At 68.0% G+C, this 22,773-nt stretch carries 24 protein-coding genes and 3 pseudogenes; 16 read left to right on the forward strand and 11 right to left on the reverse strand.

The features are described 5' to 3' along the window. Positions 1-140 precede the first annotated feature (140 nt). Positions 141-1,079 carry an alpha/beta hydrolase gene (locus tag WJM95_RS34930; RefSeq protein WP_339135132.1) on the forward strand — a complete coding sequence of 313 codons (939 nt, stop codon included), beginning with the start codon at positions 141-143 and terminating at the stop codon, positions 1,077-1,079. Positions 1,080-1,220: 141 nt separating this feature from the next. On the opposite strand, the gene WJM95_RS34935 is transcribed toward WJM95_RS34930, so the two are convergent. Further along, positions 1,221-1,481 carry a hypothetical protein gene (locus WJM95_RS34935; RefSeq protein ID WP_339135134.1) on the reverse strand — a complete coding sequence of 87 codons (261 nt, stop codon included), beginning with the start codon at positions 1,479-1,481 and terminating at the stop codon, positions 1,221-1,223. 284 nt (positions 1,482-1,765) lie between these two features. Here WJM95_RS34935 and WJM95_RS34940 point away from each other — a divergent pair, with 284 nt between their 5' ends. The 5 genes from WJM95_RS34940 to WJM95_RS34960 all read left to right on the forward strand — a co-directional run bounded on the left by WJM95_RS34940 (position 1,766) and on the right by WJM95_RS34960 (position 5,509). Then, entirely contained in the window at positions 1,766-2,152 is a 387-nt protein-coding gene (locus WJM95_RS34940) for an AsnC family transcriptional regulator (RefSeq protein WP_339135136.1), read from the forward strand. Between the two features lie 177 nt (positions 2,153-2,329). Beyond that, complete coding sequence (locus WJM95_RS34945) at positions 2,330-3,181, forward strand: hypothetical protein (protein ID WP_339135138.1); 852 nt, start codon at positions 2,330-2,332, stop codon at positions 3,179-3,181. Positions 3,182-3,339: 158 nt separating this feature from the next. After that, positions 3,340-3,939: a hypothetical protein gene (locus WJM95_RS34950; protein ID WP_339135140.1), complete on the forward strand. Its 600-nt coding sequence runs from the start codon at positions 3,340-3,342 to the stop codon at positions 3,937-3,939. A gap of 353 nt (positions 3,940-4,292) precedes the next feature. Further along, positions 4,293-4,670 carry a transposase gene (locus tag WJM95_RS34955; protein WP_339136036.1) on the forward strand — a complete coding sequence of 126 codons (378 nt, stop codon included), beginning with the start codon at positions 4,293-4,295 and terminating at the stop codon, positions 4,668-4,670. Beyond that, positions 4,589-5,509: a transposase gene (locus tag WJM95_RS34960; RefSeq protein WP_339135142.1), complete on the forward strand. Its 921-nt coding sequence runs from the start codon at positions 4,589-4,591 to the stop codon at positions 5,507-5,509. The genes WJM95_RS34955 and WJM95_RS34960 overlap by 82 nt, the downstream gene beginning before the upstream one ends. A gap of 49 nt (positions 5,510-5,558) precedes the next feature. Here the strand turns inward: WJM95_RS34960 and WJM95_RS34965 are convergent, their stop codons facing one another. From WJM95_RS34965 to WJM95_RS34980, 4 genes are all read right to left on the reverse strand, one after another. Continuing rightward, complete coding sequence (locus WJM95_RS34965; protein WP_339135144.1) at positions 5,559-6,479, reverse strand: Ku protein; 921 nt, start codon at positions 6,477-6,479, stop codon at positions 5,559-5,561. 224 nt (positions 6,480-6,703) lie between these two features. Then, on the reverse strand, positions 6,704-6,910 hold the full coding sequence (locus WJM95_RS34970; protein WP_339135146.1) for a hypothetical protein: 207 nt from the start codon (positions 6,908-6,910) through the stop codon (positions 6,704-6,706). Positions 6,911-6,990: 80 nt separating this feature from the next. Further along, positions 6,991-7,365: a DUF6233 domain-containing protein gene (locus WJM95_RS34975; RefSeq protein WP_339135148.1), complete on the reverse strand. Its 375-nt coding sequence runs from the start codon at positions 7,363-7,365 to the stop codon at positions 6,991-6,993. A gap of 58 nt (positions 7,366-7,423) precedes the next feature. Next, on the reverse strand, positions 7,424-8,374 hold the full coding sequence (locus tag WJM95_RS34980) for an RNA-binding protein (protein ID WP_339135150.1): 951 nt from the start codon (positions 8,372-8,374) through the stop codon (positions 7,424-7,426). 766 nt (positions 8,375-9,140) lie between these two features. Between WJM95_RS34980 and WJM95_RS34985 the strand changes: the two genes are divergently transcribed. Then, positions 9,141-9,767: a TetR/AcrR family transcriptional regulator C-terminal domain-containing protein gene (locus WJM95_RS34985; RefSeq protein WP_339135152.1), complete on the forward strand. Its 627-nt coding sequence runs from the start codon at positions 9,141-9,143 to the stop codon at positions 9,765-9,767. Between the two features lie 115 nt (positions 9,768-9,882). Here WJM95_RS34985 and WJM95_RS34990 read toward each other — a convergent pair whose 3' ends face one another. The 5 genes from WJM95_RS34990 to WJM95_RS35010 all read right to left on the reverse strand — a co-directional run bounded on the left by WJM95_RS34990 (position 9,883) and on the right by WJM95_RS35010 (position 15,718). Beyond that, complete coding sequence (locus WJM95_RS34990; protein ID WP_339135154.1) at positions 9,883-11,232, reverse strand: ferric reductase-like transmembrane domain-containing protein; 1,350 nt, start codon at positions 11,230-11,232, stop codon at positions 9,883-9,885. A 337-nt stretch (positions 11,233-11,569) separates the two neighbouring features. Further along, complete coding sequence (locus WJM95_RS34995) at positions 11,570-12,034, reverse strand: DoxX family protein (protein WP_339136038.1); 465 nt, start codon at positions 12,032-12,034, stop codon at positions 11,570-11,572. Positions 12,035-12,367: 333 nt separating this feature from the next. Then, positions 12,368-13,963, reverse strand: coding sequence for an FAD-dependent oxidoreductase (locus WJM95_RS35000; RefSeq protein WP_339135156.1), 1,596 nt, complete (start codon positions 13,961-13,963; stop codon positions 12,368-12,370). Then, the gene (locus WJM95_RS35005; protein ID WP_339135158.1) at positions 13,960-14,865 is read right to left on the reverse strand and encodes an alpha/beta hydrolase; all 906 of its coding nucleotides are present in this window, start codon (positions 14,863-14,865) and stop codon (positions 13,960-13,962) included. Before WJM95_RS35005 ends, WJM95_RS35000 begins: the two co-directional genes overlap by 4 nt. A gap of 19 nt (positions 14,866-14,884) precedes the next feature. Beyond that, positions 14,885-15,718: an alpha/beta hydrolase gene (locus tag WJM95_RS35010; RefSeq protein ID WP_339135160.1), complete on the reverse strand. Its 834-nt coding sequence runs from the start codon at positions 15,716-15,718 to the stop codon at positions 14,885-14,887. 283 nt (positions 15,719-16,001) lie between these two features. Between WJM95_RS35010 and WJM95_RS35015 the strand changes: the two genes are divergently transcribed. The 9 genes and pseudogenes from WJM95_RS35015 to WJM95_RS35055 all read left to right on the forward strand — a co-directional run. After that, positions 16,002-17,018, forward strand: coding sequence for an alpha/beta hydrolase (locus WJM95_RS35015; RefSeq protein ID WP_339135162.1), 1,017 nt, complete (start codon positions 16,002-16,004; stop codon positions 17,016-17,018). Between the two features lie 192 nt (positions 17,019-17,210). Next, a pseudogene (locus tag WJM95_RS35020) lies at positions 17,211-17,420 on the forward strand (IS5/IS1182 family transposase); the annotation flags it as partial. A 394-nt stretch (positions 17,421-17,814) separates the two neighbouring features. Further along, positions 17,815-18,444: an MmpS family transport accessory protein gene (locus WJM95_RS35025; protein ID WP_339135164.1), complete on the forward strand. Its 630-nt coding sequence runs from the start codon at positions 17,815-17,817 to the stop codon at positions 18,442-18,444. 111 nt (positions 18,445-18,555) lie between these two features. Continuing rightward, positions 18,556-18,930, forward strand: a complete 375-nt coding sequence (locus WJM95_RS35030; RefSeq protein WP_339135166.1) for a NucA/NucB deoxyribonuclease domain-containing protein — start codon at positions 18,556-18,558, stop codon at positions 18,928-18,930. Positions 18,931-19,601: 671 nt separating this feature from the next. Then, entirely contained in the window at positions 19,602-19,940 is a 339-nt protein-coding gene (locus WJM95_RS35035; protein WP_339135168.1) for a MerR family transcriptional regulator, read from the forward strand. 257 nt (positions 19,941-20,197) lie between these two features. Then, a complete protein-coding gene (locus tag WJM95_RS35040) occupies positions 20,198-20,401 on the forward strand; it encodes a cold-shock protein (RefSeq protein WP_329556469.1) in 204 nt (67 codons plus the stop codon). 456 nt (positions 20,402-20,857) lie between these two features. Continuing rightward, a pseudogene (locus tag WJM95_RS35045) lies at positions 20,858-20,995 on the forward strand (ATP-binding protein); the annotation flags it as partial. A gap of 35 nt (positions 20,996-21,030) precedes the next feature. After that, positions 21,031-21,303 (forward strand): hypothetical protein, encoded by a 273-nt coding sequence (locus WJM95_RS35050; RefSeq protein ID WP_339135174.1) that lies wholly within the window; start codon positions 21,031-21,033, stop codon positions 21,301-21,303. Positions 21,304-21,472: 169 nt separating this feature from the next. Further along, positions 21,473-21,759 (forward strand): annotated as a pseudogene (locus WJM95_RS35055) (leucine zipper domain-containing protein); the annotation flags it as partial. 51 nt (positions 21,760-21,810) lie between these two features. Here the strand turns inward: WJM95_RS35055 and WJM95_RS35060 are convergent. Then, complete coding sequence (locus tag WJM95_RS35060; RefSeq protein WP_339135176.1) at positions 21,811-22,764, reverse strand: alpha/beta hydrolase; 954 nt, start codon at positions 22,762-22,764, stop codon at positions 21,811-21,813. Positions 22,765-22,773: the final 9 nt, after the last annotated feature.

The raw sequence follows: 22,773 nt of genomic DNA on the forward strand, positions 1-22,773 counted from the left end.
ACGCCCGTCCCGATCGGCTGACCACAGGCCCCCGCTAAGGCCAATCACCGGCAGCCCTGGCAGGACCTGCGATGCGACAACGCCGCAAACCTGCCGCTTTCAGAGCACTCCTGAAACGACGCGTTACTACGGAGGTTCAAGTGCCCGCGTTCAAGCAACGGGAGAAAGTACGCTTCGCCAGCGGTGACACCTCGTGTGCCGCCTGGCACTATCCGGGGGCGAACGGCGGCTGTGTGATCATGGCCGGCGGAACCTCGGTGACCAAAGAGCCGGCCTCGGACCTGTTCGCCACGCGGTTCAACGACGCCGGTTTCGCGGTCCTGGCCTTCGACCACCGACGGTTCGGGGAAAGCGGAGGCGCGCCGCGGCAGATCGTCCGCTTCGACGAGCAGGTCGCCGACTGGCACGCCGCGATCCAGTACGCGAGCGGTCTGCCGGACGTCGACCCGGACATGATCTCGGTCTGGGGCTTCTCGCTCGCAGGCGGCCATATCTTCCGGGTTGCGGCAGATGAGCCGCGACTGGTCTGCGCGATCGCGCAGACCCCGCTGGTCGACGGCCCCGCAGTCGCTCCCCACGCGCTGCGCCACATGACGCCACTGGCGGCTCTACGTCTGTTCGGCCGGGGCGTCGCGGACGTGCTCGGGGGCCTCGTCGGCCGGCCGCCGCTGTTGGTCCCGGCCGCAGGACCACGCGGTGCGGTCGCCTCGCTCACCACGCCCGACGCCATGGACGGCGACCGGGCCCTCGATCCCGACCGCTGCTACGCGAACTGGGAACAGACGGTCGCCGCACGAATCGCCCTGCAGATCGGCGTGTACCGGCCGGGCCGCCAGGCCTCACGTATCCGCTGCCCCCTGCTGGTCGTCGTCTGCGACCAGGACCAGAGTGTGCTTCCCGGCCCCGCCATCCGGGCCGCCCTGAACGCTCCTCGGTCCGAAGTGGTTCACCTGACGGGCAGTCATTACGCTCCGTTCCTCGAGTCGCACGAGCAGGCCGTCGCGGCGGAAATCTCCTTCCTGAAGAAGCATCTCGAGCCCTTCGATCGGGACCGTAAAGCGTTCGGGTCTGTTTCATAGGCGGTTGTGACGGAGGTGTGGTCAGCTCGCGGGGATATTTGTCACCAACGACGGCGCGTCAGCAGCCGGACTGACACCGTCTTGCCGAGGGGAGCAAGACGGTGACCAGGAAGGCTCTGCGGAACGCCTTCAGCGGCAGTCTCAGCCGATCGATATCCAGATAGCTGGGGTGACGGCCGTAGTGCCGTCGTTGTGGAAGTTCGCCGGGCTGACCGTCGGTACACCGTCGCTGTGGAAGTTCGCCGGGGTAACCGCCGGCACACCGTCGGCGTGGAAGTTGGCCGGGGTGACTGCCGTGGTGCGGTCCTGGTGCTGGTTGACCGCGGCGACTGCCGGCACGGCGGCGATGGCGGCAACGACGCCGGCTGCAGCGGTTGCTGTGGCCAGCCTAGAGATCTTCATCCTGACTCCTGTGTGGGTGCGAATCTTCGTCCATGTCGATCAAGCCTCTGGCCGCTCAGGTTGCCGTCGAACTCGAGGTACGTACGCGTCCCTCCCCTGCGCGACCCGAGGCTCGGCTCCGCCGACGTCCGGCGTCACCGGAACTTGCTTTCCCCCATGCAGTTGTGACGCCACGTCAGTACCGTGGGATCCTTCGCGACGACCGGGTGGATGACATCCATTCTTGGGGTGCGATCCCCGAGGGGGGTGTCGCGTTCCCGGCGGAATGAGCGAAGGTTGCCTTCATGGCGCGCGTATCGGCGGATTCCGTACTGAGCCTCCTGGACCAGCGACTGGTAGCTGCGTTGCAGTGCGACGGCCGCCTCACCGCGGAGCGGGCGGCCCAGGTGCTGGGGCTCAGCCCTGCCACCGTGCGCCGCCGCCTGCACGCGCTCGGCGCCGACGGCACCGTGCGCGTGGTGATCTCACCGGTCGCGCGACCGCGCAACCGCGGCTCGGCCGGGGCCCTGTTCCTGCGCATCCGGGTCCTGCGCGGATGTGGACTCGCGCGCGCACCGGCTCGGCGGATGGACACGACTGTGATGGGACCGCCCGGGTCAAGCTCCTATGAGGTCACGATCGCCGAGCCGGTACGCGCTGGCACCGCTCGGCAGCTCGACGATTCAGAGTGAGGACAGCCGGAGCGTCAATCGGGGATCGGGTCAGACCCGCGAGCGGTGCCTCCCGCATCCTCACAGTCGGGGATCTTGCAAGCAGAGGAAGACGATCGAGAGGGCCCCCGAGGACGCGGAACTGCCGTGCTGTTCCCACCTCTTACGCATGTCTTGACTGATGCCTATATTTGCCCCATGACCACGCGAAGCACGAACCCGCTGGCGGGAGTTGCGTCGGCGACGGCAGCGGGTGACCGGCTGGTGTTCGTGCCAAGTCGAGTCCGGGAGTTCGGTGTCACGCTCGGCGGGAGCGTCATGGTCCCGCTGTGGATGGCAACCCCCCTGCTGCTGCCGATGCTGGTGATCGCCGTGCTCACGGAGTCCGGGTTGCTCTGGGCCATCGTCTGGATCGGTCTCGGGCTGACAGCCCTGGCCGTGATCGGGCTCGCCCTGGCCTCGATGTTTACGGTGTCGGCCACGATGGTGCGGTGGATCGAGTTCCGCCCGCAGGGGAATGCGGAACAACTCGTGATCGCGCGCTCCCGGCGTTCGTCGACCGTTGCTGCGGCTGATCTGCGACGCATCGTCGTTGTCGAAGGGCTCAGGCTGGGCCAACGAAAGTCGCTCAGCGTGGTGTTGTACACGCCTGGCGGGGTGGTGGAGTGTGAGCCGGGGTACCGGGCCCCGATGTCCCAGGTCGGCACCGAGGCACTGCTCGCCTGGTTGACCAGCCAACTCGGCTCGGCTGGTGCAGAGGTGGAGTACCTGGCGAAGGTCGACCGAAACTTCGCATGCCCGGGGGAATGGTGGACGCCATCACACCTGGCTGCCTTGTGGCACGTGCCCGTCAGCGAGGTCGACGAGCTGGCTGTCCGCCACGGCGTCCGCAGTTACCAGCACACGACCCGGGCCATGGTGATGCACTCACCGGCCAAGACGGTAACGGTCTACGACCCGGATCGGGCGTACGAAGTCGCGGAGGAACTCCGCGGGGAACACGCCATGGCTCGCGAGACCGGCGCTACGCATGAGAATCCGCGCGCGTGAACGGGCAGGCTGCCGCCGGATGATCAACGCCACGCAGAACACGGACGCCGGCAGGGCGCTCAACGGCTTCTACACCTACAGCCGCGTCCTCGACGGAGACCGGTTCCTGGTATGGATCAGGTAGCCACCAGGCGGACGAGACCGGAAGACAAAACCGCGTGAACGATGAACCGGCCCGAGCAACAGCCCTGGTACCTGCCGAGTACCACCTCTTCCAGATCGCAGACCCGCAAAGGCCCGCGGCCGACAACCTCGACGCATCCCAGAATGGGCTCGTATCCGCTGTCGGCGGCGTCATCGAGGTGTCAACCGGGATCCACACCGGCACCGTCCGTGTCACGGTCGAAACGCACTCACAGCGACCCGACCCTGCTCCGGGCTGGGAAGAGGTCGCTGAGATGTCGTGCCATTCCCCCTCCGGAGAAGTGCTGGTGACGCCGATGATGGACGATCCCACTGATCTCCCCTCGCTGGCGTCCCAGGGCCCGGGTCCCTACCGGTTGCGCGTCCATGCGCTCGGCAGGGACACGGCTGTCGGCGAGAGCACGGACGACGTTGTGGAGTCCTACCTGATTCAAAGCTGGCCCGCCTCCTACCAGGACGGCCTCCTGGTGAAAGCGACCGACGACTACGGAGCCCAGGTGCGAGCCCGACCGGCCGACGACACCTTCGTCATCGACCACGAGGATTCACCCGACACTCAGATCGGCCGGGAACGCGACATCTTGCGCCGGGCCGGCCACGGCGACTACTCCTAACCCGCTTCCAGGGGCGTTCGGTTGGGGCGGCCTCGTTCGGCTGCCCCAACCACGCCCAACAGCAAGTGACGTGGCAGCCGTCTGGTGCACCCGCACATCGGGTTGCAGTTCCCACCGCGCCGAGGGATAGCGGATGAAGCTCGAGCAGTGGTAAGGCCCGCTCTGCATCGTCGACACCACGGTCGGCGTCGTCATCAGGTCTCCTTCGTGGATACCCCGGCCTTCAGGCCGGGGAGGAAACGAAGCTCCTGCGGAGCAGGGCAGGGAAGGCCGGTTCGCCTCTTGGGCGGACCGGCGTTGTCAGTGGTGGCCGTTGGGTTGGTCGCGTGTATCTGCGGTATTCCTTCCGGCTCGTGCCGACGCCGGGTCAGCGCATCGCGCTGGCCCGTACGTTGGGCTGTGCCCGGGTGGTCTACAACGATGCGCTGGCCGCGAGGAAGGCCGCCTACCGGGCGGACGGGTCGCGGATCGCGTCGGGTGTGCTGGCGAAGCGGGTGATCACGGAGGCGAAGAGGACGCCCGAGCGGGCGTGGCTGGCGGAGGTGTCGGTGGACGCCTTGCAGTCTTCTCTTCGTGATCTCGATACGGCGTACGCGAATTTCTTCGCGTCGGTGTCGGGGAAGCGCCGGGGCGCCGTATGGGGCTTCCGGTGTTCAAGTCGAAGAAGGACAGCCGGCAGGCCGTCCGTTTCTCCAGGAACGGGTTCCGGCTGCGGGGCAACGGGCGGCTGAACCTCGCGAAGATCGGGGACGTCCGGGTCCGCTGGTCGCGCTCGCTGCCGTCGGCTCCGTCGTCGGTGACCGTGATCAGGGATCCGTCGGGCCGGTACTTCGCGAGTTTCGTCGTGCAGGTCGAGCCCGAGCCGCTCGCGCCCGTCACGTCCGAGGTCGGCATCGATCTCGGCCTGACCCTCTACGCCGTTCTCTCCGACGGACGGGTGATCGACAATCCCCGTTTCCTGCGGCGTGCCGAGCGGAGACTGAGGAAGGCGCAGCAGGTGTTGAGCCGGAAGGTGAAGGGGTCGAGGAACCGGGGCAAGGCCCGGTTGAAGGTTGCCCGGGCGCATGCCCGGGTGGCCGATGCGCGCAGAAACTGGTGCCATCAGAGTGCTTCGAGGCTGGTCCGCGACAACCAAGCGGTCTACCTCGAAGACCTGGCGGTCTCCGGTCTCGCACGCACCCGCATGGCCAAGTCTGTGCACGATGCCGCCTGGGGCATGTTCCGCCGCGTGCTGGAGGACAAGGCGGCCCGCTACGGCCGTCACGTCGGCATCGTCTCCCGCTGGCTGCCCTCCTCGCAGACGTGCTCGGTGTGCTGGGTCGTGGACGGGACGAAGCCGCTGCACGTGCGTATCTGGCGGTGCGAAGGCTGCGGTACCGAACATGATCGTGACCTCAACGCGTCGCGAGTGATCCTCGCCGCCGGGCAGGCGGAGAGGCTAAACGCCCCTGGAGGGCCGGTCAGTCCCGGAGTGGAAATCCCACACCGGGCACGGCCCGTTGAACGGGGAACCCACCCGAAGGCCCAGCCGGTCACCACCGGCAGCCAGGCGGGAATCCCCGCCCTTTAGGACGGGGAGGATGTCAACACCGTGTCTGTTCAGCTGGCGGTGAGCAGGTTCAGGCGCTGCGCCGCGGCTTCCGCCCTGTCGTCTTCTTGGCTGCTTTCTTGGCGGTCTTCTTCTGTGCCGTCTTTGTGGTCGTCGTCTTTTTGGCTGCGGTCTTCTTCTTGGGCAGGTCGTGGACGGTGGCGTCTTCGCCTCGGGACTTGCGGGCTTTGGCCACGGACTCCTTGAGCGCGGCCATCAGGTCGACGACTTGTGCCGGTGCCTCGGGCTCTTCGGCCGTGGGCGGTTCGCGGTTCTCCCGTTTGGCTTCGATGAGCTGTTCCACTGCTTCCGTGTACCGGTCGGTGAATTCCTCGCCTTGGAGGTCGTCGCGGGTCAGCCGGTCGATGAGTTGTTCCGCCTGGGCGATCTCGTCATCGGTGAGGTCCACCTCGTCCGGTTTCAGCGCGGCGGGGTCGCGGATCTCGTCGGACCAGCGCATCGCGTGCAGAACGATGACGTTGTCGCGGACCCGCAGCAGGCCCAGCCGCTCGCGGCCGCTCCAGGCGTACTTCGCCACGGCCACCTTCGATGAGCGCTCCAGGGCCTGTCTCAGGAGTGTGTAGGGCTTGGCTGCCACCTGACCGTCGGGCTCCAGGTAGTAGCCCTCGCCGATCTGGATCGGATCGATGGACTCCAGGGGCACGAACGCCTCGATCTCGATGGCCTTCGCCGTGGGCAGCGGTATCTCCCGCAGCTCTTCGTCGAGCACCGGAATGATCGTGTCCTTGTCCCACTGGTAGCCCTTGCCGATCTCCGACTGGGCGACCTCGCGGCCCTCGATTTCGCAGATCTTGCGGCTCCGCACCCGGCCCATGTCCTCCAGATGCACCTGGTGGAAGTGGATGCTGTGGTCCTCCCGGGCGTTGACCACATGGATAGGCACGGTGACCAGGCCGAATGAGATGGCGCCGGACCAGATGGTTCGGGGCATGGGAGACCCTCCATGGCAAGCTCCGAGGCCTTCAGCCTAGAAGCAGTCGCAGGTCAGGGCACGTCGAGGCCCTCAGCACTGTGGTATCGGCTCTGGCCGGTCAGCCGAGGGCGTGCAGGGGGCCGTCGAGCCCCAAGGCGCCCGCACACCCGCAGCGGCAAGGGCGGCGTGCTCGGCTGCGCCGGAGGTGTGCCTCGTCTGCCGGCTGTGCCGCAGAGGGAGTTTTACGGGCGGGTGCTGGTGAAGCGGACGGTGGAGCCCCAGCTCTCCCGGGCGGGGCGCATGCACCACTGGCACAGGGGCAGGCCGCCGTTGCCGTACTTGTGGGTGCGCCGCTGGCATCCGGAGCACGGGCCGACGAGGCTGCCGGGGCAGGTGAAGGTGGAGGGGTCCGGTTCGCTGAGGGGTGGTGGGGGAGGAGTGCTGGTCATCAGGGCGTCCCGTTCTGGACGATTAGCTAATAAATCACCACGAAAGTGGGGCGGGAAGGACTGAAAGGTGCGGGTGCCGGTCAGTGCAGCGTGGGGGCGGGGGCCGGATCTGCGGATAAGTCGAGGATGTCCAGTCCAGTGTCCGGTTGGCAGTGACCGCACGCGCGCACACCCGCGGTGAGGAGCCGGCGTGCTTCGTCGCGCGGGACCGGGCGCCGTCGTTTGCCCGCGGCGTAGCAGCCGCCGACATGGACCTCGATGGGCGGGCGGCCGTTGCCGATGCCGAGCTCGACGATCCAGTCCGGTTCCGGCGGCCGGTTCTGGCGCCCCTGTTCCCGTTCGGTCTCCCGCTCCCGAAGAGCGGCGATCTTGGTGTCGATGCGCTGCAGCCACATCGCGTGCCACACCCTCAAGGTGAGCAGCCGCGCCAGGTCAGGCGGCAGATCATCGAACATGTTTACGATTCTAGGCCCCGGTGAGAGAGTGCGCCGTTGCCTGGCCAGGAGAACCAGGTCACCACCTGGCGCGCAGCACGCCGTCACTGTCGGGCAGAGCGGCGTGGAACAGCGGGTGGCGTTCGTCGAGGGCCAGGGGCAGGAAGCAGGCCGCCTTCGCTCCTGCCACCGCAGTGGTGAGCTGCTGGTGGTCGGTCTCGTCGACGGTCGCGTGGCGGATCGTTCCGTCCGGCGCCTCCCAGACGAAGTCCACGGATTCGTCCCCGGGCAGCGCGGCCAGGACCGCACCGACATCAGGGCTCAGGTCGGGCCAGAGGGTCAGGAGTGCGCGTGGACCGAGACCGGCGCGGACGCTGTCGAGGTTGTTCTCGGTGAGCCGGTGCCAGCGGGTGGCGTTGCTGAGGTAGGCCTCCTCCAGGAGGAGTGCCCGCGGTGCGGCCAGTTCCGCGCGTACCCGTTCCCAGAACTCCTCGTCCGCAGCCTGTGTCACCTCCGGTTCCTCAAGGTCGGCGGCGTAGGGCGATGCCGTGATCGGTTCCGCGAACAGGCCGAGCTCGCGGGTCCGGGCGACGGCCGCTTCACAGGGCTGGTCGCTGCCGACGTACACGTACTGATCCCACCCGACGTGCACGGTGAACCTGTCCTGATGCTCCAGCCGGCACCAGGCGCCCTGGTCCCGGAGCATGACCCGGACCAGCTCCAGCGCGACCGGCACGGAGACCTCGGCACCGTCGTAGTAGCCGGCGAGGTCGGGCGGGAACAGCCCGGCGAGACCGTGTCCCTCAACCGGCGCCTCCAGACCGAAGTTGACGAAACCGGTGACCCCCGGATCACGGATCTCCAGCCGGTCAACACCCGACTCCCGCGCGAAGGCGGCGATCGCCTCCAAGTAGGCAGCTTCGACCGGCCCATGGTCGCTCACCGTGTCCTCGGCACCGTTGTAGTGCCCGCGCTCGTCACGGTCGGCGGGGTCGTACTTGGTTATCCGGTGGGCGAAGGACGGCGGCACGCTGCTCCCTGGACTGTCGGAAAGTGGGGCGTCAGCGTAGTCCGTGGGCCAACTCCTGCCGGTTGCCTGCTGCGACCTCCATCGCCGGCCCTCTCGGCGGGAATGCGTACTCCTGTCCGCCGCTGTCCCGCCGGCCCGGACTTCGCGCCGATGTCTGCGAAGTCCGCCTGTGTCCGGGACGCTGACGTACCTGCCTGCGCAGAAGAGCCGGACTGGCTGTACATCCAGGGGTAGGACGGCACCTCCGGGCCGCCGTGCAGAGAACCGCCGGTGACTTGCTCGCAAGCCGTCACGCTTGTGACTGAGCCCTATAGGTGGCCCGGCTGGACAACTTCGATGCTCAGTTCCCTAAGGGCGCGCCGCGCAGGAGGAGCCGGCGCTTCCCGGGAGTGCCACCAAGGAACTCCAGCGCCCGCAGGCGGTGATCACGGTGCGGGCGTGCTCGCGGTGGCTTGCGGCGGGAGAGCAGGACGTCGTGGAGGGCGCCCGGGGCGGGGGCGACGGTGGCTTTCGCTGCCGAGGCAACACGACCAGCGGGCAATCTGGGCGACGTCCAGGACGGTATCGGAGCGTTCGCCGACCTCGGACGAGCGGTCGTCGATGGGCTGGTCGAAGGGGGCGCCGCCGCTCCGTGCCCAACCGGCGATCTCCATACTGGATACGGTGTTGCTGTTATGGTGCTGGCCCAGGAGGTGGACGTTCAGTGGCAGGAGCTGGTCCTACGCGAGCGACCACGGCATCGGCTCGGCGCCCGGGGCGTCCGCCCGTGCCGCTGGAGCGCATCGTCTCTACCGCACTGCAGATCGTGGACGATGAAGGGGCCGACGCTCTCTCGATGCGGACGCTGGCCCAGCGCCTGGGCTCGGGCACGGCGACGCTGTACCGGCATTTCGACAGCCGGGCAGCGCTGGTCGCCCATGTCGTGGACCGCATGTTCGGCGCCGTGGAACTGAATGGCGACGAGCTGCTCGCGATGGGCTGGCAGCAGGCGCTGCGGACGGTCGCGCACACCATGTTCGAGGGCATGGCCCGGCACCGGAACGCGGCGCGCCTGGTGGTCGAAGAGATTCCCCTGGGGCCGAACGCCATGGCGCTGCGGGAGCACTGTGTCGCGGTGCTGCTCGACAGCGGCTTCCCGCCGCGATTGGCCGCGCACGCCTTTGCCACCCTCTCCCGCTACGTCCTCGGATTCGCCATCCAGGTCCACGGTCATGGCGGCGGCGGGCAACTCGACGACGCACAAGCGTCCGCCGTCTTTCAGAGTGTCGATCCGGCCTTGTTCCCGGCAACGGTCACCGTCGCCGGGTCGATGCCCGTTCCGATCGAGGAGGAGTTCTCCTTCGGACTCGAACTCCTCCTCGGCGGGCTTGCCCATGTGTGCGACGACGTCTGACCAGCCGGGACGATGTGAACCTGAGGCCGTCGGCCTACGGAGTCATCTCGGTCGGCTTGGAGCGTCGCCACAGCTGCTGGTGCTGAGCGCGTGATCTCGTGTGGTCGGCGGTTCGTCAGCGGAAGGCGAAGTGCTCGGCGTGGAGATGCTGGCGGGGGACACCCTGGCGATGCAGGGCGCGAGTGAGGTTTTCGATCATGGAGGCGGGGCCGCAGAGGAAGACGTGCGTGTCGGGGGTGATCGGTCCGGCCTCGGCCTGGATTCTTTCGGCGGTCAGACGGCCGTGGCTGCGGCTGAACGTCGGGTGGAGCCGGAGCTCGGGGCGGTGTGCTGCCGCTGCGGTGAGTTCCGGGAGGAACGGTGCGTCTTCAGCGGTGGGGGCGCAGTAGAAGAGGTCGGTGCGGGGCGGCGCTGCACCGGGGTGGGTGAGCCAGCCGAGGAAGGGCGCGATACCGATGCCCCCCGCGATCCATATCTGCCGGGGTCCGCCGAGGGTGTGGTCGAACATGCCGTAAGGACCCTTGAGGGTTGCGGGGTGTCCTTCACTTATGTCCGTGTAGAGGCCGCGTGTACCGCGGCCCAGGGCGCGGATGGTGAGGCGTACCGAGCCGTCGGCCTGCGTTCCTGCGACGCTGAAGGGGTGTTCGTGCCAGCCGCCGGCCCGCAGGTAGACGAACTGGCCCCCTGTCACGGGAAGCGTCGTCTCGCCGGTGGGCGTGAGGGTGAGGTCGAGGATGTCGGGTGTCGGCCGCTCGACACGGTGGACGGTGTAGTCCGCCCGGGGTTCCCTGTGCCGTAGCACCAGTTCGTCGTAGGCGTAGGCGGTCATGCCGATGGTGGCCATGGTGACGTAGATCGCCAGGAGGGGCGTGGATCCGTTGATGATGAGATCGAGGAACCAGCCGTGCAACAGTGCCGACAGGAGCAGCAGGCCGGTGAGGCGATGCAGGAACAGCCAGCGCTCGTAGGGCAGTCGGAGGATGCGGCCGACCTGGCCGAGTGAGATGAGGACGAGCAGCAGCAGGCCGATGGCGGAGACGGCACCGAGGAGATGGCCCATCCCTACCGACGCGGTCCGGTGGGCGTAGCCGTACTGGCTCCCGTCGAAACCGGAGAAGAAGTGGAGGAGCAGGTGGGGGGTGAGCAGGAGGATGGACCATATGGCGTACAGCTTGTGCTGACGGTACATGCGGTCCAGGCCGCCGAACCACTGCTCCAGCCACATCAGGCGGGTTGCCAGCACCAGGGTGCAGGACATCAGGTAGGCGGACAGGACGCCGGCGAACTCGCCTACGAAATAGACAGCGCTGAGGCCCTCGGGCCTGAGCCAGTCCCAGGCCAGATAGAGCATGACCGCTCCGGTCGTGACCGACAGAGGCCCGACGTGGCGCTTCTTCAGGCGCGCGTCCAAGGGGGTGCGGGCGAGGCGGATGGCGTAGATCGCTATCACGATCAGGACGGGCATCGTCTCCCCCTTAGGGGTCGGCACTGTGGGCGAAGGGGGCGCTGGCGAGGTCGGGCGGACCGTGCGGTCGCGGCTTGAGTGCCCTCGGGCCCAGGTGGCTGGGTTCCTGCCACCTCTAATATTGGCAACAGTGTAGCCGTTTGGCTGGTTGTGGTCCAGCGATGCAATCGGATGCCGGTTGGCCAGCCCTGGATCTGCCCTTCGGGAGCGCGGCGGTCCCAAGCCATCCCCGTCGGCCGACTCTTCGAGGTGAAGTCACGGCTCGGGCAGCGTTGCGTTTAGGGTGAAACTGCCGCAGCTTCCCCTCCGTGGAGGCGTGGACTCGATCCGCAGCGCTTCAGGCGAACAAGGCCGCGAGGTATGAGGCGACAAGCACCGCGCACACGATGGCGGGTGCGAGTTTGGCAACCGGGTCGCCGTTGCGCAGGTGCACGACCACAGCTCCGGCGAGCAGCAGGAGAAGCCCGGCCCCCGCGAGGCCGCCGAGCGGCGGCAGGGCGAGGCCGAGCGCCACACCGGCGACCCCTGCCAGTTGCAGCACGCCGATGCGGCGGTAGGCGGCGACGGAGAAGCCGGTCTCGGCGGCCAGCTCGCGCGCCTTCGGCAATGCGAGTGCATTGAGCACTCCGCTCGCCCCGAAGATCAGGGCGATGAGGCAGGCAAGGCTGATGGTGAGGATCATGAGGTGATTCCAGGGTGTCGGCGTCGGGGTGTCGGGGGCGTCAACGGTGACGACCGATGGCGCGCAGGTCGTCACGAGGCTGTTATTGGACAGGTCGGTCGGGTTGCCGGCCGGGCGCATCACTCGGCGTCCCGACGGGCGAGTTGGCCGATCAGGTCGGGGCTTGTCGGCGACCGTCCAATCCGCCGCGAGTGCGGGTCCTCCCGCGGCGTCGACTACCTCCCGGGCAAGGCTGCCTGCGCCGTCGCCGCCCTGGAACGCCGTCCGCCTGCACCTGGTCCGTCTGTGCACTCTTCGCGCAGCGTGCCCCGCATCGGGCCCGGAGCCTGGGCGCCTCGGTAACTTCGCCGAGGGCTGCGATGGTCTCGCTGTCGACGGGGATGCCGACGTGCTCGGCGTCCCCCCGGTCCGGCGTCATCGTGATGACCTGTGCCCCGCGCAGCAGTGTGCGGCTCATTCAGGGACCCCCGAACCGGGGTAGGCGTGGCTCGGCTGGGACAGCTGGGACATGGTGCGGCTCCTTGTCTGCGGCGTCATCGCCCACACGGCTGCCTGTGTGGTGGTGAGGAAGTCCCGAGTGGCGATGTGCCCGATGTAGCCGTCGGGGCGGATCAGCAGCAGCGTGTCGCCGGTCAGGCCGTAGGCACTGCGCAGCGTGTTCTCGAGGTCGGAGAAGGCGCGGCCGTCGCCCGCAGCCGGCCCGACGGTCAGCCGCTTCAGTGGGGCGCCCGTCGTCGGCCAGTCGAGGAGTTCGAGGTCCCGGGCGGCGTCGGGGCCGTATGCGATGGCGGTGAAGTGCGGTCCCTGGAAGAGGGCGAACAGGCGGGTCTCGGCGGCGCCGAGCAGTCGGGCGTCCGGGGCGCGGTCGCCTACGCGCAGGGTGCCGGTGCGCATGTTGTCGGCGGGGGCGAGCGGGCCGCCGAAGTAGGTCAGGGCGAGCTGCTGCTCGTCCTTGCCGCGCTTCATGCTGGAGGGGTCGAGCTTGGCGATGCCGCCCCACTTCTCCGTGGACAGTCCCAGGACCCCGGCGGCGATCGGCTGCCGCTCGGCCTCGTAGGTGCCCAGCAGGGCCGGATCGGCTCCGGCGAGGACCTGGCCGAGCTTCCAGCCGAGGTTGTACCCGTCCTGCATACCGGTGTTCAAGCCCTGGGCACCGGCCGGAGTGTGGACGTGCGCGGCGTCGCCGACGAGGAAGACACGTCCGCGGCCGTAGTGCTCCGCGAGACGGATGTTGGGCCGGAACACGGACTTCCAGTGGATCTCGTGCAGCTGGATGTGCCGGTTGCGGGTGTGGGAATGGATCCGGTCGATGATGGCGCCGATCTCCTGGGGCGGCTTCTCGTCGGACGTGAGCCGGATCATCCACTGGAACATGTCGCTGTCGGGGATGGGGCAGGCACCGATGAGCTTGCCGCCGAGGCCGGGCCACATGTGCCACCGGTTGCGAGCCAGGCCACTGACGGAGGCATCCACGATCAGCACGCGGTCGGCCTCGTCCGTCGTCCCCACGAAACCGATGTCGAGCTGCTTGCGCACCGCACTGGAGCCACCGTCCGCCCCCACGGCATAGCGGGCGACGATCTCCTCGACCCCGTCCGCCCCCACCACCGTGGCGACCACCGTGTCCTCGTCCTGCGTCAGCTCGGTCAGTTCCTTGCCGAACTCGACCTCGCGGCCGAGCTCACCGAGCCGGACGTGCAGGGCGCGGTCCGTGCGGAACTGCGGGATCAACCAGGTGTTCGGGTACGGGACATCCGGGGTCGCCTCCTTGTGGGGGAACATCTTCCACGGCACACCGATGGGTCCTGCATGAAGCCCGAGCTTGGGATAGATGTCCCCCCCGGCCAGCACGTCGTCGAGAGCGCCGAGATCTTCGAGGACCTCGAGGCTGCGGGGCTGGATGCCCTTGGCGCGCGAGCCGTCGAAAGCGTGAGGGGACCTGTCAACGATCCGGACGTCGAGTCCGCGGCGTACGAGGTCGATCGCCAAGGCGGAGCCCGAGGGGCCGGCACCGACGATCAATACGTCGACGGTCTGCGGGTTGTTCATGAGTCGAGCCTTTCGGTGCGTGCGGACACGAACGAGACGAGCTGATCGGCGACGTCGCGAGGCCGTTCGAACGGGGCCATGTGCCCGCACTTGGTAATGACGTGATGTTTCTGGGGCTTCAGCAGGGCGCGCGCCGCGTCGAAGTGCACCGGCGGCGTGACGGTGTCCTCGTCGCCCCACAGCAGCAGCGTCGGAATGCCCAGCGCCCCCGTCCGCCGGAAGAGATCGCCACGGCCGGCGAGAGGCAAGTGCTGCAGGGTGTCGAAGACCGCGTACAGCGAGCCCTCGAAGCGGAGGGTGCCGAGGACCATCTCGGTCAACTTCGCGCCGAGCTCAGGGTCCCGGACATTGTGCCCGAGGTGCCCCTGGAGCAGCTGAAGGCCGCGACGGCGGGCGACCACTCCGGCCAGCAGGTCGCTGCGCAACAGCCGATCGGGGGAGGCCAACCGCGGTTTCGCGAGACCGGCGGGGCCGACGATGGTGAGCGTGGACACCGACGAGCGGTACCGGGCCGCGTACGTCATGGCGACGAGCGCGCCCATGGAGGTGCCGACCAGGTGCAGGGGCCGCGCCGTCAGGCCAAGCCGGTCCGTCAGCTCGGCCAGCTGCCGCGTGAACAGCGTCTCGTCGTAGCGCGCCCGCACCCGGTCCGAGTAACCGCGGCCGTAGGCGCTGCAGGTCAGAGTGCGCAGCCCGCGGGCGTGCAGCTCGCTGACGAGGCCGTCCCAGTAGGACAGCGGGATGGTCAGACCGCCCGCCATCAGGACCACATCCCCGTCCTCGGGCCCCGTCAACTCGTAGTGGGTGACGCCGTCGGACAGCTCGACGTAACTGCCGCCCAGCACCCTGCGCGCGTCGGCGGTGAGCTTGGGGTCCTCGCCCGAGGCGACGAAGTACTTCATGGAACGGGCCTCCTTGCCCTCAGTGCGCGGGGGTGCCGGCGCGGGAGCCGAGGAACCTCGCGATCGCGTCCGCGACCCACTGCGGCTCCTCCTCCGGCAGCAGATGTCCGCCGTGGGGGTGGACCAGCTCCTGGGCACCGGGGATGTCGCGGGCGAAGTGCTGGCCGTCGATGCTCGCGCTGCGCAGCACCAGCGAGGGCACCGTGATGCGGGGGATCTGCGCGCTTCGATCCGGCTGGCCGGTGTTGCAGAAGTCGACGAAGGCCGACCGGTTACCGGTGCGGCTCATGAGCTGATAGGCGCGGTCCACCATGACGTCGTCCACGATCTGCGAACGCGGCCCGACGGCCTCCCGCAGGCTGCGCTCGATGGCCCCGCGCGGCATCACCCGCCTCAGCAGGGGCCGCACCAGCGGGTTGCGAGTCAGGCGCATCCCCGCTGGCACCGTCTTCTCCGGGTAGCCGGTGGCATTGACCAGCACCAGGCCGGCTAGCCGCTCCGGATGATCCAGCGCAACGTTCCAGGCGATGTTGCCGCCCAGGGAATTGCCGGCCAACGCGTAGCGCGGCACGCCCAGCGCCTCCATGAAGCCCGCCACCGTCGCGGCGTACGCCGGGATGCGATAGTCGCGGTCCTTGCGCGGGCCGGTCAGCCCGAACCCCGGCAGGTCGGGGCGGATGACGTCGAACGACTCCGACAGCAGGTCCGTCACGCGGTCGAAGTGCTGCAGGGACGAGGCACTGCCGTGCAGCAGCACGAGCACCGGGCCGTGCCCGGCGCGCTTGTAGTGGATCCGCAGGCCGTCCACCTCGACGAACCGCGAGTCGGGCTGGGGCTCAGACCAGATACGCATAATGGCTACACTGTTACCGATAAGGGGGTCGTGTCAAGCGGAAGCCCTCGTCGCGGGCGCGGCAATCCGCCTTGGGCGACCCCTGCACGACAACCCCCGAACACGACCATGCAGAAGCGACCGACCAGGGCACCGAGGACTGCTGCGGATGTTCGGCCTCCTGGCGACGAGGCTCACGAGATCTGCTGGCAACACTGCCTCGACCTGGAAGGTGCGGCCGACCGGCAAGGCACCACCCTTGAAGCCGAGAACCGCGACCACCCGAACGAAAGGTGCGCAGTACATGACACTCCGACGCGTCCTCAGCGGCCTGGGCGCCGCAGCGACCCTCGGCGCTGCCGCGGCGATCAGCGCACGTCGCCGCGCTCTGGCGGCAGTCCCCCGCGAGCTGCGGCACCCCGTGCTCTTCCTCCCGCTGAACTTCGGCAACCCGGTCACTCTGGCCATCGCCCGCCGCGTCGTGCCCTTGGCGGGAGCCGCCTCCAGACCCGGCGTCCGCGTCGAGCGGCGCACCCTGCCGGCCACGACGGACGACCTCCCCGTCGAGGTGCTCACCTACCAGGCATCAGGCCGGGCGCCGCGCGCAGCGCTGCTCTGGATCCACGGCGGAGGAATCGTCATGGGTGCCGCTCGGCAGGAGAACACCTGGTGCAGCCGCGTTGCCGACGAACTCGGCGTTCTGGTCGTCAGCGTCGACTACCGACTCGCACCCGAAAATCCGTACCCCGCACCTCTGGACGACTGCTTCAGTGCGCTCCGCTGGCTTCACGCCAGCGCCGCCGACCTCGGCGTCGATCCCGCCCGCATCGCCGTCGGCGGCGAAAGCGCCGGAGGCGGACTCGCCGCCGCCATAGTCCAGCGCGCCCACGATTCAGGAGTGCCGGTCCGGTTCCAACTCCTCCTCTACCCCATGCTCGACGACCGCACGGCTCTACGCGCCGCCCCTCCCAACAGCGCCATCTATACGTGGACCCCGGACTCCAACCGCTTCGCCTGGACCTCCTACCTCGGCCGCCCGCCACAGGACCGCGACGATCGCCCCTATATTGCGGCGGCAAGGCGTAGGAACCTCGACGGGCTGCCGCCCGCGTGGATCGGTGTGGGCGACATCGACCTGTTCCACGACGAAGATGTTGACTACGCTCGACGCCTGAGTGGGGCCGGCGTCGCCTGCGAGCTGCGGCTCGAATCAGGCATGTACCACGGTGCTGATGCCTTGCTTGACGGCAAAGCACCTTCAATGACCGCTTTCCGCACTGCCGCCCTCGACGCTCTGCGAACCGCCCTGGCACAGCCCTGACCGGACGGCGCCGTCCGGTCAGGGCCACCACCCGGAGGCGGCGAAAATCCGTCACCGAGCCGGCCTCCGCCGACCCGGACAGGGCGCGTGCACGCCAGCGATCACTGCCGTCCCGGGTGCCAACCTGTTGGCCTCTGGCCCTTTACGAGTTGGTGCGTGATAGCGGATGGGCATGCTCTGCTGGTGAGGGGTATGGCTGACCGTTCGGTATTGACGCATCCGTTGTTCACGGGAGTCTCGACAGCCCATCTGTCGTCCTTGGTCGGGGAGTTGGCAAGACCGTGGGTGGTCGGGCTTGAGGGGCGTCGGTTCCAGGCGAGGGGCGGGGCGAGGAAGCGTGCACCAGGTGCCGGGGCCCGCCATCAGCTGGTCTTCGTGGACCGGCTGGTCGCCACGCTAATGCTCAACGCACGGAACGTCACCTCCGCTTCCGCGCCGTTAAGGCCGAGTGCGCGGACCTGCGGGGTTGTCAGTTGGCGGATGCCGTCGTCCGGACACTACGACCAGGGCTGAGCAAGCCGATACGGCTGGTGGTCACCTGCCGCGAAGAAGGCTTCCCCTGGATCGTCCGTACAAGGTGGCAGTCCCCGGGGCGTCCCCCGGTTCTGCGGGGGTGGGCTAGCAGCTGCACCGTGAAGCCGCCTCCGCTGCCCATTGCCGGTGCGCCAAGGAACGTGGACATGATTGTTCAATGTTCATCTTCTCGTCACAGTTTGATCACTTCTCCTTCACGCCATTCCCTCACAGCTGCCTCACTGCTTACCGTCAGGCGCACTGAACCACCTGTGAGGGATGCATGTCAGATAGCCAGTCACCACCCGCCCCGCCGCCCTTCCCGGGGCACGCGCCCGTCGGGCAGCCGCCGACACCGCCGCCAGCGCCGAAGTGGGCCCGCAAGCAGATCCTCATCCCTGCCGCAATCCTGATCCTGTTCCTCGGAGTTGGAATCGGTTCCTCTGACGACGGCACCGAGAAGACGGGTGCGAAGCCGCAGCCGACCGTTACCGTCACGAAGACCGCCACGGCGAAGACTGGAACGCTCAAGAAGGCAGAACCGCAGCCGACCGTCACCGTGACGAAGACCGTGAAGGCGAAGACGGCAGCGAAGCCGAAGCCGAAGAAGACGGAGTCAGCCACCCCCAAGAACAAGGTCGTGTTCAAGGTGTGGGGCAGCGCCCCGGCCGGCGTGGACATCACCTACGGCAGCGACACCGACAACCTCGAGGGTCGGGGGTTGCCGATGACGAAGACCCTCCCGCTGAAGGACGACGCCATGTACTACAGCGTCAACGCGCAACTGTCAGGCGGCGGTGACATTCACTGCTCGGTGACAGTGGACGGCAAGACCAAGACGGGGCACGCCGTCGGCGGCTACAACATCTGCTCCGCACAGCTCAGCGGCGGACTGTTCGGCGGCTGGAGCTAAATCGGTCGGGTAGCCGACGAGAACGCCCCCGCCGCCACCCAAGATGGCGCAGCGGCGGGGGGCGCGCACAGACCCGCAACCGGGCCGCGCCCGCGGACCGCACCCGCGGACATGCGGCGCGCCGGCCGCACCTCGTGTGACGAGTACCCGTTCGCCTCCACCTACGAGGGCGGCACCGCCCTTGCTGCCGCCCAGCGGGAGATCATCTGGGTCAAGGTGAACGAGAACACGTCCCAGGGCGGACGCATCACCGCATGGCGCGGCCAGATGCACGTCATCGTGTCCATCAGGTCCCCCTGCTCTCTGGATCGCCCGTGCCCGGCCCTGCCTGCCCGGGGCTTGTGCCCGGACTGCGGCCCGTTCACCCGGATCCACTCCCAACCCCCACCGCTGTTCGGGGTCGATTACCTCATCCTCGACCACGCAGAAATCTATGTTGGCTGGAGTAGACATTGGGAGATCGCCTGGCTATGGTTTCTCTCGTAGCCCAGAGGGACAGCAGGGCCCGGCAGACACGAACTGCCGGGAGCAGTACATGCAGTTGCAGTGCGCAGGACGGTGCGGTGGTGGAGTTTCGAAGCCAGGGTTGTTGCAGGTCGGCGACGGGGCTGACGACCGGACCGGGTGGCCCGCAGTGATCAGGGGCCGCCGTGAGCAGGACCGCAGTTCGGTAAGTGCAGTTCGCAGTACCCGGCAGTGAAGTCAGTGAGCAGTTCCTCGGTGAAGGCGTCGGCTGCGGGCGCGCGTACCGGGAGGTTCGGCAGTGGGGTTCCAAGCCAGAGCAGATGCAGGACGGGCGACGGGGCTGGCTGCCGAAGAGTGGCGCTTCCTCAGGTCACCGAGCAGGTCGTATCACCAGCAGTACGCGGTAGAGCATTACCAGCAGTGAGTTGATCCCAGAGGGAAAGAACGGAGGAGCCGAGCGCCATCAGGATCGCCTGGGCGGAATGGCTGAGCCCGGGTACCGCAGGACATCGATAGTGAGGTGGTCTCCGGTCGAGCAACCGCGATCCCCGCACGGGCTCTCGTCCCCCTCGAGCTGGTGCGGAAAGAGAAGGCCGGTGCAGTATCAGGGCCGGCAGATGGTGTAGCAGTTCCTTCGGGGCCCTGGCGGCAACAACGCCAGGGCCCCTCCACGCGTTCCACGAGAGGTGCAAGTGACAGCAGACGACTCGTTCGGCCGTCTCGATGACGACGACTACCCCGCCTTCACGATGGGCCGGGCCGCCGAGGTGCTCGGCACCACGCAGGGCTTCTTGCGCGCGATCGGTGAAGCTCGCCTGATCACTCCGCTGCGCTCCGCGGGCGGACACCGCCGCTACTCCCGCTACCAGCTGCGCATCGCCGCCCGCGCCCGCGAACTCGTCGACCAGGGCACCCCCATCGAGGCCGCCTGCCGCATCGTCATCCTCGAAGACCAGCTCGAAGAAGCACAGCGCATCAACGCCGAACACCGGCTCACCGCCGAATTGTCCGATCCAGCGGCTGCAGCGTGAGGTAAATGTGCCCGCCGCACCGGCGGGCACCATATACCCGCTCTGGGTCTCGGGGTCTTGGGGTGCGGCGTGATCATTTCCTCTGGTGACGGGGCGTGCGGGCGTGTAGCGTTTGCGTCAGCTGTCGTGGTTCGGAATTTCCCTTTGCCCACGCCTTTGGTGTGGGCGTTTTGCTGTGCTGTGCCGCAGGAACCAGGGCGATCACCTCCGCCTTCCCCATTCGGTGGGAGGCGTTCATCGACTGGAAGGCATGAGACATGGCTACGGGAACTGTGAAGTGGTTCAACGCGGAGAAGGGCTTCGGCTTCATCGCCCAGGACGGCGGCGGCCCGGATGTCTTCGCGCACTACTCCGCGATCAACTCCTCGGGCTTCCGTGAGCTCCAGGAGGGCCAGATCGTGACGTTCGACGTCACCCAGGGCCAGAAGGGCCCGCAGGCCGAGAACATCAGCCCCGCCTGACGGTACCCGCCAGCGGGTATCGCGCTCGGCTGCCCGGCAACCTGTACCGCCCGACATGGCCAACGGACGTCTGTACTTGTCCGGCGCGTCGGCAGGATGCCGGAGGCGCGGGTCGGGGCCGCGCAGCAGCTGCGCGGCCCCGGCTCGTGTATCGAGTCCGGCGTCTCGGTTCTCTGATCCACGCAGTGGGTCGACGCGGTACGCAGGCTCCGCAGCATCGACTGTTTCTGTAGTCGGTTTGGGCTGATATCTCGCGCCTGCCGGATGTGCGGCGATCTTGCCTGGATGGAGTTGGGGCTTTGGGGTAGCTGAGGTGGGTAAGTCCCTGTGCTTCGGAAGTGAGGCGAATCCGTGGATCCTGCTGCCCAAAATGAGGGCCCGGGGCCGCTCAGGAATGCTCCGATAGCCGTCTCCGCCGCGTTCGAGGGCAGTGCCGAGATAGCCGAGGCCCGTGACATGGCCCGTGACTTCCTTACGTCGCTTCAGGCTGTGCATGGGCTGCCGGTGTCGGCGCGTGCGATGGGCATGGTGCAGCTGGTGGTGAGTGAGCTGGTGACCAATGCCCGCAAATACGCCCCCGGCCCCTGTCTGCTGACGCACTGACCGCCAACGATCGCCCGATTCCCCAAGTGATCGCCTACGAGCCGGTGATGCAGCCATTCGGACGCCATGCATTGCCGGACCTGAAGGTCGCAGCAGAGACGGCGGACTGGGACCGCTGCGTCGAGATCGTCAATCGGCAGATCTCTGGCTTCTCCGCTGCGCATGTCGAGGATCTCCGGGCCGATCAGCACGGTTGGGCGATCTTGCGCTGCTTGAGCGGACCGCTGTACGCCGAACTCGGCGCGCTCAACGCTACGCTGCCTCCGGATGTGATGGACAGGCCGATCAAGTCGACCTGATCATCGGCCAGTGCAACCGCGGAACGGCCCCCTACGGAACGTCGTTCGACCACGTGCGGCAGCATGTCGCTCACGCCGGAGTCCACAATCTCCCCGGCCAGGGCCACCTGGCCCACATTCAGGCGCCGGCAGAGCTTGGCCACCTGCTCAACAACCTCGCCGCCGTCTGATGGGCACCCCTGCCAACGTGCCGCTCTCCATTGAGGGGTGCAGGCGACTCGTCGAGCGATGCCAGTCACGTCCGATTGCCCACGTTGCCGCGGAGATGGGCATCTCCAGGGCATGCGCGTTCAAGTGGGTCAACCGGTACGTTGTCATGGTGAGCTCGGCCTGCACGACCGGTCCTCCACGCCCCACCGCCAACCCACAGTCACACCGGGCGAGGTAGTGGAGCGGATCGAGCAGATGCTCCGAACCCACAAGTGGTCCGCAGGACGGATCGCCTTCGAACTCAGCCAAACTGGGTGCCTCGAGCAGCAGATCAGAGGGATTCGGCACCGTCTACCGTCACCGCGTGAACACCGTCGCTAGCGCGAGGGCCGCCTCACGCCGGGCTTTTCCGCTGTCGTCGAACGGGTGGCGGACGAACTCGTGGATCATCCCCAGATACCGGGACACCGTCACCGGGACGCCCGCCTTCTCCAGGCGCCGCCCGTACTCCTCGCCCTCGTCGCGCAGCGCGTCGAACTCGGCGGTGACGATCAGCGCCGGCGGTAGACCGGTCAGGTCGGACGCCAGCAGCGGCGAGACGCGGGGGTCCAGCTTGTCCTGTTTGTTGGTGAGGTAGTTGTCCATGAACCAGTGCTGGGCGGTGCGGCTGACGTTGCCGAATCTCCCTGCGAAGGCCTGGATGCTGTGGTTGGCCCTGCGGAAGTCGACGTCCGGATAGATCAGCAGTTGGAAGACCAGTGCCGGTCCGCCGAGGTCGCGTGCGAGCCGTGCGACGACAGCCGCCAGGTTCCCGCCCGCGCTGTCGCCGCCAACCGCGATCCGTGCCGGGTCTCCTCCGACGTCGCCCGCGTGCTCGGCGACCCAGACCGTGGCGGCGAGGCAGGCCTCGGGTGCGGCGGGGAACTTGTGCTCGGGAGCCAGCGGGTATTCCACCGCGACCACGACACAGGTCGCGCCGTTGGCCAGGCTGCGGCACAGGCCGTCATGGGTGTCCAGGTCGCCCACGACGAAACCGCCGCCGTGGAAGTACACCAGCACAGGGAAGGGGCCGGTGCCGCTGGGAGTGTAGATACGCACCGGGATCGGACCGGCTTTGGTGACGATCCGTCGGTCCTCGACCGCCGCAATGGGTTCCGGCTCGCCCAGGAGGGCGATCTGCCGACGCCAGCCCTGCCGCGCCTGCTCAGGGGTGAAGGTGTGCAACTCGCCGACGTTCGCGGCGGCCAGGCGGTCCAGGTAGGCCTGGACCTGCGGGTGCGGGGAGCCGAGTGACGCTGTCGTGTCAGTCATGGGTCTATG

The organism is Streptomyces sp. f51 (assembly GCF_037940415.1).
Taxonomy (GTDB): domain Bacteria; phylum Actinomycetota; class Actinomycetes; order Streptomycetales; family Streptomycetaceae; genus Streptomyces.

What these genes read in the sequence shown, in the direction of transcription:
- WJM95_RS34935 (WP_339135134.1), bottom strand. Translation starts at nt 1,481, where the DNA reads ATGAAGATCTCTAGGCTGGCCACAGCAACCGCTGCAGCCGGCGTCGTT.
- WJM95_RS35040 (WP_329556469.1), top strand. Translation starts at nt 20,198, where the DNA reads ATGGCTACGGGAACTGTGAAGTGGTTCAACGCGGAGAAGGGCTTCGGC.
- WJM95_RS34970 (WP_339135146.1), bottom strand. Translation starts at nt 6,910, where the DNA reads ATGACCAGCACTCCTCCCCCACCACCCCTCAGCGAACCGGACCCCTCC.
- WJM95_RS34995 (WP_339136038.1), bottom strand. Translation starts at nt 12,034, where the DNA reads ATGCGCCCGGCCGGCAACCCGACCGACCTGTCCAATAACAGCCTCGTG.
- WJM95_RS35025 (WP_339135164.1), top strand. Translation starts at nt 17,815, where the DNA reads ATGTCAGATAGCCAGTCACCACCCGCCCCGCCGCCCTTCCCGGGGCAC.
- WJM95_RS35030 (WP_339135166.1), top strand. Translation starts at nt 18,556, where the DNA reads ATGCGGCGCGCCGGCCGCACCTCGTGTGACGAGTACCCGTTCGCCTCC.
- WJM95_RS35060 (WP_339135176.1), bottom strand. Translation starts at nt 22,764, where the DNA reads ATGACTGACACGACAGCGTCACTCGGCTCCCCGCACCCGCAGGTCCAG.
- WJM95_RS35015 (WP_339135162.1), top strand. Translation starts at nt 16,002, where the DNA reads ATGACACTCCGACGCGTCCTCAGCGGCCTGGGCGCCGCAGCGACCCTC.
- WJM95_RS35010 (WP_339135160.1), bottom strand. Translation starts at nt 15,718, where the DNA reads ATGCGTATCTGGTCTGAGCCCCAGCCCGACTCGCGGTTCGTCGAGGTG.
- WJM95_RS34945 (WP_339135138.1), top strand. Translation starts at nt 2,330, where the DNA reads ATGACCACGCGAAGCACGAACCCGCTGGCGGGAGTTGCGTCGGCGACG.
- WJM95_RS35005 (WP_339135158.1), bottom strand. Translation starts at nt 14,865, where the DNA reads ATGAAGTACTTCGTCGCCTCGGGCGAGGACCCCAAGCTCACCGCCGAC.
- WJM95_RS35000 (WP_339135156.1), bottom strand. Translation starts at nt 13,963, where the DNA reads ATGAACAACCCGCAGACCGTCGACGTATTGATCGTCGGTGCCGGCCCC.
- WJM95_RS34975 (WP_339135148.1), bottom strand. Translation starts at nt 7,365, where the DNA reads ATGTTCGATGATCTGCCGCCTGACCTGGCGCGGCTGCTCACCTTGAGG.
- WJM95_RS34940 (WP_339135136.1), top strand. Translation starts at nt 1,766, where the DNA reads ATGGCGCGCGTATCGGCGGATTCCGTACTGAGCCTCCTGGACCAGCGA.
- WJM95_RS34965 (WP_339135144.1), bottom strand. Translation starts at nt 6,479, where the DNA reads ATGCCCCGAACCATCTGGTCCGGCGCCATCTCATTCGGCCTGGTCACC.
- WJM95_RS34990 (WP_339135154.1), bottom strand. Translation starts at nt 11,232, where the DNA reads ATGCCCGTCCTGATCGTGATAGCGATCTACGCCATCCGCCTCGCCCGC.